11 protein-coding genes are annotated in these 13347 nt (G+C 61.5%); 8 read left to right on the forward strand and 3 right to left on the reverse strand.

What is annotated here, in order from left to right; genetic code table 11:
* Nucleotides 1–19: 19 nt before the first annotated feature.
* The 6 genes from ACM6IM_RS22740 to ACM6IM_RS22765 all read left to right on the forward strand — a co-directional run bounded on the left by ACM6IM_RS22740 (nt 20) and on the right by ACM6IM_RS22765 (nt 6974).
* Nucleotides 20–1384, forward strand: a complete 1365-nt coding sequence (locus ACM6IM_RS22740) for an aspartate aminotransferase family protein (protein WP_201191555.1) — start codon at nt 20–22, stop codon at nt 1382–1384.
* A 170-nt stretch (nt 1385–1554) separates the two neighbouring features.
* Nucleotides 1555–2667 carry a polyamine ABC transporter substrate-binding protein gene (locus tag ACM6IM_RS22745; protein ID WP_192306968.1) on the forward strand — a complete coding sequence of 371 codons (1113 nt, stop codon included), beginning with the start codon at nt 1555–1557 and terminating at the stop codon, nt 2665–2667.
* Between the two features lie 188 nt (nt 2668–2855).
* Nucleotides 2856–3953 (forward strand): polyamine ABC transporter substrate-binding protein, encoded by a 1098-nt coding sequence (locus ACM6IM_RS22750; RefSeq protein WP_201191557.1) that lies wholly within the window; start codon nt 2856–2858, stop codon nt 3951–3953.
* A 74-nt stretch (nt 3954–4027) separates the two neighbouring features.
* Entirely contained in the window at nt 4028–5170 is a 1143-nt protein-coding gene (locus ACM6IM_RS22755) for an ABC transporter ATP-binding protein (protein ID WP_192306964.1), read from the forward strand.
* A 35-nt stretch (nt 5171–5205) separates the two neighbouring features.
* The gene (locus ACM6IM_RS22760; protein WP_345945592.1) at nt 5206–6087 is read left to right on the forward strand and encodes an ABC transporter permease subunit; all 882 of its coding nucleotides are present in this window, start codon (nt 5206–5208) and stop codon (nt 6085–6087) included.
* Nucleotides 6084–6974, forward strand: a complete 891-nt coding sequence (locus ACM6IM_RS22765; protein WP_414866365.1) for an ABC transporter permease subunit — start codon at nt 6084–6086, stop codon at nt 6972–6974. The genes ACM6IM_RS22760 and ACM6IM_RS22765 overlap by 4 nt, the downstream gene beginning before the upstream one ends.
* Before the next feature lie 117 nt (nt 6975–7091).
* On the opposite strand, the gene ACM6IM_RS22770 is transcribed toward ACM6IM_RS22765, so the two are convergent.
* Nucleotides 7092–7733, reverse strand: coding sequence for an HD domain-containing protein (locus tag ACM6IM_RS22770; protein ID WP_414866366.1), 642 nt, complete (start codon nt 7731–7733; stop codon nt 7092–7094).
* 339 nt (nt 7734–8072) lie between these two features.
* Between ACM6IM_RS22770 and ACM6IM_RS22775 the strand changes: the two genes are divergently transcribed.
* Nucleotides 8073–9038 (forward strand): GlxA family transcriptional regulator, encoded by a 966-nt coding sequence (locus tag ACM6IM_RS22775; protein WP_414866367.1) that lies wholly within the window; start codon nt 8073–8075, stop codon nt 9036–9038.
* Between the two features lie 114 nt (nt 9039–9152).
* Here the strand turns inward: ACM6IM_RS22775 and ACM6IM_RS22780 are convergent, their stop codons facing one another.
* Together ACM6IM_RS22780 and ACM6IM_RS22785 are read right to left on the reverse strand one after the other, a co-directional pair.
* Entirely contained in the window at nt 9153–11561 is a 2409-nt protein-coding gene (locus ACM6IM_RS22780) for a penicillin acylase family protein (protein ID WP_414866368.1), read from the reverse strand.
* Between the two features lie 114 nt (nt 11562–11675).
* Nucleotides 11676–12257: a DUF6436 domain-containing protein gene (locus ACM6IM_RS22785; protein WP_192306954.1), complete on the reverse strand. Its 582-nt coding sequence runs from the start codon at nt 12255–12257 to the stop codon at nt 11676–11678.
* Nucleotides 12258–12354: 97 nt separating this feature from the next.
* On the opposite strand from ACM6IM_RS22785, the gene ACM6IM_RS22790 reads away from it, so the two are divergent.
* Nucleotides 12355–13305: an alpha/beta hydrolase gene (locus ACM6IM_RS22790; protein ID WP_414866369.1), complete on the forward strand. Its 951-nt coding sequence runs from the start codon at nt 12355–12357 to the stop codon at nt 13303–13305.
* The last annotated feature ends 42 nt before the right edge of the window (nt 13306–13347 follow it).

Consider the following 13347-nt stretch of genomic DNA (forward strand, 5'->3'; position numbering starts at 1 on the left):
GATTTTTTAGGAGATTCGTATGACCAGCAACAACCCGCAAACCCGTGAATGGCAAACCCTGAGCAATGATCACCACCTGGCGCCGTTCAGCGACTTCAAGCAGCTGAAAGAGAAAGGCCCGCGGATCATCACCAATGCCAAGGGTGTCTACCTGTGGGACAGCGAAGGCAACAAGATTCTCGACGGCATGGCCGGCCTGTGGTGTGTGGCGATCGGTTACGGTCGTGATGAACTGGCCGATGCGGCCAGCAAGCAAATGCGCGAGCTGCCTTACTACAACCTGTTCTTCCAGACCGCTCACCCGCCGGTCCTGGAGCTGTCGAAGGCTATCGCCGACATCGCGCCGCAGGGCATGAACCACGTGTTCTTCACTGGCTCCGGTTCCGAAGGCAACGACACCATGCTGCGCATGGTCCGCCACTACTGGGCGATCAAGGGCCAGCCGAACAAGAAAGTCATCATCAGCCGCAAGAACGGCTATCACGGTTCCACCGTGGCCGGCGCGAGCCTGGGTGGCATGACCTACATGCACGAGCAGGGCGACCTGCCGATTCCGGGCATCGTTCACATCGCCCAGCCGTACTGGTTCGGCGAAGGCGGCGACATGACGCCGGAAGAGTTCGGTGTGTGGGCGGCCAACCAGCTGGAAGAGAAAATTCTCGAAGTGGGCGTGGACAACGTCGGTGCATTCATTGCCGAGCCGATCCAGGGTGCCGGTGGCGTAATCATTCCGCCAGAGACCTACTGGCCGCGCATCAAGGAGATCCTCGCCAAGTACGACATCCTGTTCGTGGCGGACGAAGTGATCTGTGGCTTCGGTCGCACCGGTGAGTGGTTCGGTACCGATTTCTACGGCCTCAAGCCCGACATGATGACCATCGCCAAAGGCCTGACTTCCGGCTACATCCCCATGGGTGGCCTGATCGTGCGCGACGAAGTGGTGGCGGTGCTCAACGAGGGCGGCGACTTCAACCACGGTTTCACTTACTCCGGGCACCCGGTGGCCGCCGCCGTGGCTCTGGAAAACATCCGCATCATGCGCGACGAAAAAATTATCGAACGCGTTCACGCAGAAACGGCACCTTATTTGCAGAAACGTCTGCGGGAACTGAACGATCACCCGTTGGTGGGGGAAGTGCGTGGGGTCGGTCTGCTGGGGGCGATCGAGCTGGTACAGGACAAGGCCACGCGCAAGCGTTACGAAGGCAAGGGCGTCGGCATGATCTGCCGCCAGTTCTGCTTCGACAACGGCCTGATCATGCGCGCCGTGGGCGACACCATGATCATCGCTCCACCGCTGGTGATCACCAAGGCGGAAATCGATGAGCTGGTCGAGAAGGCGCGCAAGTGCCTGGACCTGACCCTGAGTGCGTTGCAGGGCTAAGTGCTAGGCTCTGAGCGGGAGACATGAAACTTTCGCTCAGGGCAGCCATAAAGAGTGGCCTTTCCTTGAAAGACCGCCTCGGATCTTGCCAGACTAGCCGCGGTTCCAGTTGTCCGGGTTCGGCCGCTGAACAAAGTGGTTCAAAAAAGAAAAATTTGGAGCATTAACGCATGAAGGCATTAGGAAAAAAGCTTGCTGGCAAGACTCTCCTCGCCATGTCCCTGATGGGATTGATGGCGGGTGCGGTGCAGGCGGACGACAAGGTGTTGCACGTCTATAACTGGTCCGACTACATCGCTCCGGACACCATCAAGAAGTTTGAAGACGAGTCGGGCATCAAGGTGGTCTACGACGTCTTCGACAGCAACGAAACCCTGGAAGCCAAGTTGCTGGCAGGCAAGTCCGGCTACGACGTCGTCGTGCCGTCGAACAACTTCCTGGCCAAGCAGATCAAGGCGGGCGTCTACCAGAAGCTGGACAAGTCCAAGCTGCCAAACTGGAAAAACCTGAACACCGACCTGCTCAAGGCGGTATCGGTCAGCGACCCGGGCAACGAACACGCCTTCCCGTACATGTGGGGTTCGATCGGCATCGGCTTCAACGCCGACAAGGTCAAGGCTGCACTGGGTGCCGATGCACCGACCAATTCCTGGGACCTGCTGTTCAAGCCTGAAAACGCCGCCAAGTTGAAGTCGTGCGGGATCAGCTTCCTCGATTCGCCAACCGAGATGATTCCGGTGGCGCTGCATTACCTGGGCTATCCGACCGACAGCCAGGACAAGAAACAACTGGCCGAAGCCGAAGCGCTGTTCCTGAAAATCCGTCCTTCGGTGGGCTACTTCCACTCGTCCAAGTACATCTCCGACCTGGCCAACGGCAACATCTGCGTGGCTGTCGGTTACTCGGGTGACATCTACCAGGCCAAGTCCCGCGCGGCTGAAGCCGGCGACAAGGTGAAAGTCAGCTACAACATTCCGAAAGAAGGTGCCGGCAGCTTCTACGACATGGTCGCCATCCCCAAGGATGCTGAAAACGTCGAGGGTGCCTACAAGTTCATGACCTTTCTGCAGAAGCCGGAAATCATGGCTGAAATCACCAACGCCGTGCGCTTCCCTAACGGTAACGCCGAAGCCACCAAACTGGTGGACAAGGACATCACCAGCGACCCGGGCATCTACCCACCAGCCGACGTGCTGGCCAAGCTGTACGCGATTGCCGACTTGCCGGCCGCGACCCAGCGGATCCTGACGCGCAGCTGGACCAAGATCAAATCCGGTAAATAAGCGGGTTTGAAGCGGCTTCCTGTTGCCGCCGCCAACGCGGCGACGGCAACAGGAACAAATAAATGACGGAAAGTTTTGCTGGATCGGTTTTTCGAGGGTAAGTTGCGCGCCGGTTTTGTTGCTGGGCAGGTACGACTGTCATGTAACGCGGGGCAACTTGGGCCCAACTAATTTTAGAGGACCTCCACTTGCCTATTTTTTCTTTGTTGCGCAATGCCTTGCTGATCGGCACCGGACTGACGATGGCTGTCAGTGCCCAGGCCGCCGGCACCGTGCATATTTATAACTGGTCGGATTACATCGGGGAAACGACCCTGGCCGACTTCCAGAAAGAGACCGGGATCAAGCCGGTCTACGACGTGTTCGACTCCAACGAAACCCTGGAAGGCAAGTTGCTGGCCGGGCGCACCGGTTACGACGTGGTCGTGCCGTCCAACCACTTCCTTGGCAAGCAGATCAAGGCCGGCGCTTTCCAGAAGCTCGACAAGTCGCAGTTGCCGAACTATTCCAACCTCGACCCGGTGCTGCTCAAGCGCCTGGAACAGAACGATCCGGGCAACCTGTACGCGGTGCCGTACCTGTGGGGCACCAACGGCATCGGCTACAACGTCGACAAGATCAAGGCCGTGCTGGGCGTCGACAAGATCGACTCCTGGGCCGCGGTGTTCGAGCCGCAGAACATCAAGAAGCTGCAAAGCTGTGGCGTGGCGTTCCTCGATTCCGCCGATGAGATGATGCCCACGGTCCTCAACTACATGGGTCTGAATGCCAACAGCACCAACCCTGACGACTACAAGAAGGCCGAAGCCAAGCTGCTGGCGGTGCGGCCTTACGTGACTTACTTCCACTCTTCCAAATACATCGCGGACCTGGCCAACGGCGATATCTGCGTTGCCATCGGTTTCTCCGGCGATATCTTCCAGGCCAGGAACCGAGCGGCCGAAGCGAAGAAGGGCGTGAACATCGCCTACTCGATTCCCAAGGAAGGTGGCGCACTGTGGTTCGACATGCTGGCCATTCCGAAAGACTCGGCCAACGTCAAGCAGGCCCACGCCTTCATCAATTATCTGTTGAAACCTGAAGTGATCGCGCAGGTCAGTGATTACGTCGGTTACGCCAACCCGAACCCGGCGTCGGACAAACTGATGGACCAGGACATCCGCACCGACGAATCGGTTTATCCACCCCAGGAAGTACTCGACAAAACCTACGTGTCCATCGAGTTGCCACCCAACATTCAACGTTTGATGACCCGCAGCTGGACTAAGGTCAAGTCGGGTAAATAGCGCTTCAAGACTTAAACTATTCAGGGTTGGCTCACCTTGAGCGAACTGCACTCTTTTTTTTGGGAGTTTCGTAAATGGCAGTTGCCTCCGGCGCCTATAAGAAAGCCCTCGAGGGCGACCAGTCACCTAAACAGGTGCTGGTCAAAATCGACCGGGTCACGAAGAAGTTCGACGAGACGATTGCCGTGGACGATGTGTCCCTGGAAATCAAGAAAGGCGAGATCTTCGCCCTGCTCGGCGGATCGGGATCGGGCAAATCCACCTTGCTGCGCATGCTTGCCGGCTTCGAACGACCGACGGAAGGACGCATTTTCCTCGACGGTGTAGACATCACCGACATGCCGCCCTACGAGCGGCCGATCAACATGATGTTCCAGTCCTACGCACTGTTCCCGCACATGACCGTGGCGCAGAACATCGCCTTCGGCCTCAAGCAGGACAAGTTGCCCGCTGCGGAAATCGATGCGCGGGTGGCGGACATGCTCAAGCTGGTGCAGATGACCCAGTACGCCAAGCGCAAGCCGCATCAGTTGTCCGGTGGTCAGCGCCAGCGCGTGGCCCTGGCCCGTTCGCTGGCCAAGCGACCGAAGCTGCTGCTGCTCGACGAACCGATGGGGGCACTGGATAAGAAGCTGCGTTCGCAGATGCAACTGGAACTGGTGGAAATCATCGAACGCGTGGGCGTGACCTGCGTCATGGTGACCCACGATCAGGAAGAGGCCATGACCATGGCCGAGCGCATCGCGATAATGCACCTGGGCTGGATCGCCCAGATCGGCAGCCCGATCGACATCTACGAAACCCCGACCAGCCGCCTGGTCTGCGAGTTCATCGGCAACGTCAACATCTTCGACGGTGAAGTGATCGACGACGCCGAGGGGCATGCGACCATCACCTGCAAGGACCTCGACCGCCAGATCTATGTCGGCCACGGCATCAGCACCTCGGTGCAGGACAAGTCGGTGACCTACGCGATCCGTCCGGAAAAGCTGTTGGTGACGCCAACCATGCCGACCTGCGAATACAACTGGTCCAGCGGCAAGGTGCACGACATTGCCTACCTGGGTGGGCACTCGGTGTTCTACGTGGAGTTGCCGAGCGGCAAGATCGTCCAGTCCTTCGTCGCCAACGCCGAACGCCGTGGTGCACGTCCGACCTGGGGTGATCAGGTCTACGTGTGGTGGGAAGACGACAGCGGCGTGGTACTGCGCTCATGAACATGCGCAAATTCAAACGCCGTCTCAATCGAATAATTCCCGGTGGCCGCCAGTTGGTCATCGGGGTTCCCTTCATCTGGCTGTTCCTGTTCTTCATGTTGCCGTTCTTCATCGTCCTGAAGATCAGCTTCGCCGAAGCCGACGTCGCCATTCCGCCGTACACCGAGATCTACAGCTTCGTCGACCAGAAGCTGCAGGTGCTGCTCAACCTCGGCAACTACGCCATGCTCGGCGACGATGAACTGTACATCGCCGCTTACCTCGGCTCGTTGAAGATGGCGCTGATCAGCACCATCCTCTGCCTGCTGATCGGCTACCCGATGGCCTATGCCATCGCCAGCGCCCGCAAGGAACTGCAAACGGTGCTGGTGCTGTTGATCATGATGCCGACCTGGACGGCGATCCTGATCCGCGTCTACGCGTGGATGGGTATCCTCAGCAACAACGGCCTGCTCAATGGCTTCCTGATGAGCATGGGCCTGATCGATGAGCCGCTGCAGATCCTCAACACCAACCTCGCGGTGTACATCGGCGTCGTCTATTCATACCTGCCGTTCATGATCCTGCCGCTCTACGCCAACCTGGTGAAGCACGACCAGAGCCTGTTGGAAGCGGCATCCGACCTGGGTTCGAGCACCTTCAACAGTTTCTGGAAGATCACCATCCCGCTGTCCAAGAACGGCATCATCGCCGGCTGCATGCTGGTGTTCATTCCCGTGGTGGGCGAGTTCGTGATTCCGGAACTGCTGGGCGGCCCGGAAACCCTGATGATCGGTAAAGTGCTGTGGCAGGAGTTCTTCAATAACCGTGACTGGCCGGTGGCGTCCGCCCTGGCAGTGGTGATGCTGGCGATCCTGATCGTGCCGATCATCCTGTTCAACCGTAGCCAGGCCAAAGAAATGGAGGGCAAGGAATGAAGCGCTTCCGTTTTTCCAGCCTGATGCTGGTGTTGGGCCTGCTGTTCATCTACCTGCCGATGCTGATCCTGGTGATCTACTCGTTCAACGCCTCGAAACTGGTGACGGTGTGGGGTGGCTGGTCGATCAAGTGGTACGTCGGCCTGATGGACAATACGCAGTTGATGGGCTCGGTGGTGCGCTCGCTGGAGATCGCCTGTTACACGGCGATTGCCGCAGTCGCGCTGGGCACCCTGGCGGCGTTCGTCCTGACCCGCATCACCCGCTTCAAGGGCCGCACGCTGTTCGGTGGCCTGGTCACCGCGCCGCTGGTGATGCCGGAAGTGATCACCGGTCTTTCGCTGTTGCTGCTGTTCGTGGCCATGGCGCAGATGATCGGCTGGCCGCAGGAGCGCGGCATCGTCACCATCTGGATCGCCCACACGACGTTCTGTGCGGCCTATGTGGCGGTGGTGGTGTCGGCGCGTCTGCGTGAGCTGGACCTGTCCATCGAAGAGGCGGCCATGGACCTGGGGGCGAAGCCGTGGAAGGTGTTCTTCCTGATCACCATCCCGATGATCGCGCCATCGCTGGGCGCGGGCGGCATGATGTCGTTTGCCCTGTCGCTGGACGACCTGGTGCTGGCCAGCTTCGTCTCCGGCCCGGGTTCCACGACCCTGCCGATGGAGGTGTTCTCGGCGGTGCGTCTGGGCGTGAAGCCCGAAATCAACGCCGTGGCCAGCCTGATCCTGCTGGCGGTATCGCTGATGACCTTCCTGGTCTGGTTCTTCAGCCGCCGTGCCGAAGAAGCGCGCAAGCGCGCCATCCAGCTGGCCATTGAGGAAAGCGCTGCCGACTCCTGGAAACAACCGGACGTGCGCCGCGCGCAGGCACCGGAAGCGGCTTGATCAAGCCATATCCCTGTGGGAGCGGGCTTGCCCGCGAAAGCGGTGGTTCAGCCAACAAACGTGTTGACTATGCCGACCTCTTCGCGAGCAAGCCCGCTCCCACAGGTTTTCCTGCGCTCAGGAAGCCCAAGGCGACTGGCGGATCACTTCGACGAAGTTCATCGGCTTGAATCCCGGCTCCTGATCCACCAGCACATCGGTCTTGACGTTGCCAAACGTGGTCTGCGGACGATGGCGCAAGCCGTCGGCAAAGGCGCAGATGATGCACTCCTTGAACCCTTCACCCCGTGGATGTGCATGCACCACCGCCTCTCGCTGCACGGTGGAAAACGCCGCGTAGTCCATGCCCAGCACGTCCATTTCAACACCGGCGGTGACCAGCGCCACGGTCGGGCGCAAGTGTTGCGGCACGCCTGGCGTGGTGTGCAGGGCAATCGACAGCCAGACCTGCTCGATATCGTCGTCGCTGAACCCGTAGGGCTTGAGGAACGCTGCCGCAGCGTTGGCGCCATCGACTTCGAAGCGCTCGGTGTCGCTGCGATGCCCTTCGACCAGGCCCAGGTCATGGAACATCGCGCCGACGTACAGCAGCTCCGGATTGTAGGCCAGCTGCTTGCGTTCACCGCTCAACGCGCCGAACAGAAACACCCGGCGCGAGTGGTGATAGAGCAAGTCGGATTCGATGTCGCGGATGTATTCGGTGGTGGCCCTGGCCAATGCGCTGTCGGGGATTTTGATACCGGCGATGGTGTTGCTCATGCTGCTGTCCTCGTGGCAGGCGCCGTGGTGGCGCTGATGGGACCAGTCTGTTCCCGGCTCCAGGACCGGACAATCGATGCAGGGCTGCGATCCCGGCCAATGAGCAGGCAAATCGCGCCAGCCTCGCTTGTTGAGCGCGGATTGGCTAATTTGCACACACACATACACCCTGCACGCGTGGTGGGGTGTGCCCCTTGTCCCCTTGTGGGAGCGAGCCTGCTCGCGATAACTGAGTGTCAGTCGACAGGGTCGTTGTCTGATGCACCGCCATCGCGAGCAGGCTCGCTCCCAAAGATGCGGCAGGGTCAGCGCCGGGAAAGCAGAAGGACGATCCCCATCATGAGTAAAACCGTCGCCATCGTGATTTTTTCCGGCGTTCAGTCCCTGGATGTCACCGGCCCCATGGACGTGTTTTGCGAGGCCAATCGGTTTCTTGCACCACAGGATCACTATCGACTCGAAGTGATCGGCGTCGAGCGTGGGCTGATGGCCTGCTCCAACGGCTTGTCGCTGCAGGCCCATCGGCATTTCAGCGAAGCGCTGGGAGGCTACGATTTGCTGCTGGTCGCCGGTGGTCCGCAATTGCCATCCATGGATTTCGGCGCGGCATTCGATGCCTGGCTGCGCGACGCCTGTGCGCTGGCACAACGCTTCGGCTCGATCTGCAACGGCGCGTTCATGCTGGGCCGCGCCGGGCTGCTCGAGGGGCGGACGGTGACCACGCATTGGGAGGACGCGGCGGCACTGACCGCCTTGTGTCCATCGACCCGGGTCGAAGCCGATCGCTTGTATGTGCAGGACGGCGAGCTCTACACCTCGGCCGGTGTCACCGCCGGTATCGACCTGTCGCTGTACCTGCTGGCCAGGGACTATGGGCCGGAGGTCGCGCTGACCGTGGCCAAGCGATTGGTGGTGTTCACGCAGCGCTCGGGGGGGCAGTCGCAGTTCAGCCCCTTCCTGACGCCCCACGCCGAGCCGACGTCGGCGGTGGCGATGGTCCAGCGCTACGTGCTGGCCAACCTGACCGGTGACCTGAGCCTGGCCGACCTGGCCAGCGCGGCCAACATGAGTGCCCGCAACTTTTCCCGGGTGTTCGCCAGGGAGGCCAAGGTCACCCCGGCGGAATTTGTCGAGCGGGCGCGGGTGGACGCGGCGCGGGTGATGCTGGAAAGCACGACGGCGCCGCTGAAAACCGTGGCGTATGACTGTGGCTTTCGCGATGCCCAGCACATGCGCAGCGTGTTCAATCGTCGGCTGGGGGTGACGCCGCAGCAATTCAGGTTGAATTTTGCGGCGATGGTTTGAGCGGGAATACGCGTTAGCTTCAGGGCCTATCGCGAGCAGGCTCGCTCCCACAGGGTTTGCATTCCAGTGTGGGAGCGAGCCTGCTCGCGAAGGTCACCTGCGGGCAGCAGGGATTTACTGCGCAGCCCGCGCCGGCAACAGTTTCAAGGTACTGCGCGCATTCGCCGCCACTTCCTCGTCATTCAGATGCGCCTGGAAGTACAGACCTTCGACGTACGCCTCGGCCTGGTCGTCAAAGTGCCGGTCGAACGCAACGCCGCTCTGACCCACCGGGTTGACGGTCAGGCTGTGGGTGGGGTCGGCGAAGTCGATCAGGCGCCGGGTCGACGGCCCGTAGGTCACTGGCCAGGGGGCCGGGCCGATCTTCGCCGAGAGGTTGTTCGGCACTTCATGAGTGCCCGGTGCGGAGAACGGGCCGACGTTGAAGATCCGGTCGAGCGGCTTCTGTTGCCCCAGCGGGTGGCCATGGGTCAGCGTGTGCGCCTTGCCCCATTGCCATTGCGCGAAATCGGCGCCCAGCGTGAGCTTGAGATGAGAGAGGCTGGCCTGCCACGCAGCCTTCACCGTGTCGGCGCGGGTTTCCTTGCCGGGGGTGTTGCGGTTGTCCCACCACGGCGAGTCGGCGTTCGCCGCCAGGCGCGGCAGGGCCGCGTCGATTACCCGGGTCGAGAGCAGGGTTTCGAAAAAGTCGTTGCCCAGTTCGTCGCGCATCGCGGTGTCCGCAAGGTTGAACAGGAACTGGTTGAACAGCGTCGCGCTGGTGGACTCCAGCGGGTAGTCGCCTTGCCATTGGCTCAGTTGTTCCACCAGTTTGAGTTCGGCGGGATCGCTCACCACTTCACGCAGCACCGGCAACAGCGGCGCGAGCAGGCGTGGCCCGTACGCGGTGGTGGTGCCCAATTGCAGTTTCTGGCTGGCCTCCAGGTCCCATTTGACGGATTTGTCGCCGAGCTGGCGATTGAGTTGCTGACCCCGGTCCGCCAGGTTGTAGTAACCCGCAATCTCGATGCCGGTCGGTGACACCGGCTGGAAATTGGCCGAGACGATGTAGCCGCGTGCCGGGTTCTCTTCCTGCGGGTTGGCACTGAAGGGGTAGAAACCGTCCTTGTCCGCATCGCTGCTGCTGCCGTCGAGGATGAACCACGGTTTTACACCCGCCGCACGCTTGGGCAATTGCGCCGCCGCCCACCAGCCGATATCGCCCCTGGCATTGGCCCAGACGATGTTCAGGCCCGGCGCATGGACCTTGGCGGCGGCACTGCGGGCCTTGGCCAGGGTGTCGGCGCGGTTGAGCTGGTAGAAGCCTTCGAGGATCGGGTTCTGGCTTTCGAGGAACCCCCACCACATGGCGATCGGCGTTTTGCCGGCGTTGCTGCCCAGCGCATCGTTGACGATCGGACCGTGGGGCGACTGGCGCAACACCAGGGTCACCGGTGCCTGGCCCTTGACGGCGATCTGCTGCTCGTGGGTGACCAGGTCGACCCACTGACCGCGATACCAGACCTGGTTGGCGTTGTCCGGGTTGACCTTCTCGGCGATCAGGTCGAGGTCGTCGTTCTGGAACATGGTGATGCTCCAGCCGAAGTCGCGGTTCATCCCCAGCGAGGCGAACGGCATCAGGGCCTGGTAGTGGCCGTAGAGCTCGAAGCCCGGCGCCGAGAGGTGCGCCTCGTACCACACCGACGGCACGGAAAAGCGGATATGCGGATCGCCCGCCAGCAGCGGCTTGCCGCTTTTGGTGCGGCTGCCGGACACTGCCCAGGCATTGCTGCCCTCGAACTGCGGCAGGCCGTTATCGGCCAGGGCCTGCTCGCTGAGGCGGGCGAGGGCGTTGAGGTCCTGCCAGTCGCCGCTGGCAAGCGCAGGCCCGCTGTTGGCGTTGTTCGCCAGCACGCCCTTGGGCTGCCAGTCGAGGTCGAACACATTCAGGTAGTCGGCGCCCAACTGATCGCGCACATAGGTCAGCAGGGGTTCGGTGCGGAACGCCGCGGCAAAGCTGTAGGCCATGTAGCCGGCGATGCTGATGGTGTCCAGGGCGGTGAACGGGCGTTTCCTGATGCCCAGTACATCGAACTCAACGGGATTGGGGTGGCTGTCCTGGTACTGGTTGATGCCGTCCAGGTAAGCCTGCATGGCGACGAACGCCGGCGATTGTCGGTCGAGGTTGGCCAGGTAGGTGTCGGCACGTTCGCGAATGCGCAGAGTGCGCATCAACTTGTCGGTGTCGAGCAGTTTCGGGCCCAGCACTTCGGCCAGTTCACCGCGCGCGAGGCGGCGCAGCACTTCCATCTGGAACAGCCGGTCCTGGGCGTGCACGTAGCCGAGCGCTCGGTACAGATCGGTTTCGTTGTCGGCGCGGATATGCGGTATGCCGCGTTCGTCGTAACGCACGGTGACCGAGCCCTGCAGGTGTTGCAGTTCGACCATGCCCTGGCGCGTCGGCTGCTTGCTGTAGACGTAGCCGCCAACGACCACGGCGAGAACGACAATCAGCCCGGCGAGCGCAATCAGGAGACGTTTCATGAAGGTTCCTTGTTCTTGTTATGAGTGACGGCAGTTCCCTGGCCTCACTGTTTAACACGACCTGTTGAATCGTCCCATCGCCCGTAGGAGGGATTCTTGTCTCTCGATTTGTCGCTACTTCAGCGCATCGGTCGGCCACGGGCAGTAACACCCCACCGCCAGTGTGTGCGTGGCACTCACCGGGCGGCCTTCGTTCAGGGCTTGCAGGATCGGTTCGATGAAGCTGTTGTTCGAGTTACAGGTCAGGCCTTCGCTGTAAGGCCCGAAATACGCCAGCTTGCCGTCGCGATCCCAGATCGCCACGGCGGGGCTGGCCGGGATCTGCTCGGCGCCCGGCAGCACGTCGATGGATTTGAGGCCGCTCAAGGTGGTGGGCAACTGGCCGTGGCTGCCGGGTTTCTGGACCGCGTAAAACTCGACGCCCTGCGGCACATAGTGCTCCACCAGTTCGCTCAGGTGCTGTTGATTGCCGACGTTGCACGGGCAGGCCGGATCCCAGAAGTGCACGAGGCGGATGGCGCCGGGGCCGGCGAGGTGGTCGGGCAGGCGCAGGGGATCTCCGGAAAAGACCGCCGTGTGCGAACTGAATGCACGCAGATAACGCCCCTGGAACCAGTCGTAGGCCGCCCACAGGATACCGGCACAGAGGAGGGCGAGCAGGCTGGCAAGCAGAGTGGTGCGGTAGGGCGAGCGCATGGGGGGGCTTCCTCAGAGATCGCCCAGCTTGCCATGCTTGCCGCGACAGATGAATATCGCAGGCTCATAAAGTCCGCTTCGTGCTCTGGAACCTTCCATGTCCGCCACTTTCGACCCCGATCAGCTGCGCGCCGGCCTGCGGCCCCTGGCCCAATGGCAACCGCTGTCCGAGGAGGCGTTGGCGTACCAGCGGTTTTATGGCCTGGATTTTCCGGGGCGGTCGCTGCGCACGGGGCTGGGGCGTTTCGACGTGGACGGCTATGAGCTGGTCTGCCAGGTCTGGTGGCCGGAACGCGCCAGGGCGACGTTGTTCATGTTCCACGGCTTCTACGATCACACCGGGCTTTACCGGCATGTGATCGAATGGGCGCTGGATCAGGGCTTTGCGGTGATCGCCTGTGACTTGCCGGGGCATGGCTTGTCCAGCGGCGAGCGGGCGAGCATCCGCGATTTCGCCGAATACCAGGACACGCTGCAAGGACTGTTCGCCCAGGCCGTGTCCCTGGACTTGCCGCAACCATGGCACTTGTGCGGGCAAAGCACCGGCGGCGCCATCGTGGTGGACCATGTGCTCAACGCCGGCACGGACAGCCCGGCCCAGGGCCAGGTGATCCTGCTGGCACCTCTGGTCAGGCCACGGTCCTGGGGCTGGTCGCAGCTCAGCTATTACCTGCTCAAGCCTTTTGTCCGGGGCATCGCCCGGCGTTTCAGCGAAAATTCCAATGACCCGCAGTTCCTGACGTTCCTGCAGGCCGACCCCTTGCAGGCGCGACGCCTGCCCACCGCCTGGGTCGGCGCCTTGTCACGCTGGATCAAGCGCATCGAAGCCGCACCGACCAGCACCCGGCAGCCGTTGATCGTGCAGGGGCAGGCGGACATGACGGTGGACTGGCCGCACAACCTCGAGGTGTTGAAAGCCAAGTTCAACCGGCCGCAGGTGTTGATGCTGCCGGAGGGGCGGCATCATCTGGCGAATGAGGCGCCGGAAATGCGCCGGGAGTTCTTCGGGTTTTTGAGCAAGCGGATCAAGGGTAACAATCGTCGGTGACTGCACCGCCCTTATCGCGAGCAGGCTCGCTCCCACAGTGGT

The sequence above is a fragment of the Pseudomonas sp. IT-P12 genome (assembly GCF_949767465.1).
In the GTDB taxonomy this organism is placed as follows: Bacteria; Pseudomonadota; Gammaproteobacteria; order Pseudomonadales; family Pseudomonadaceae; genus Aquipseudomonas.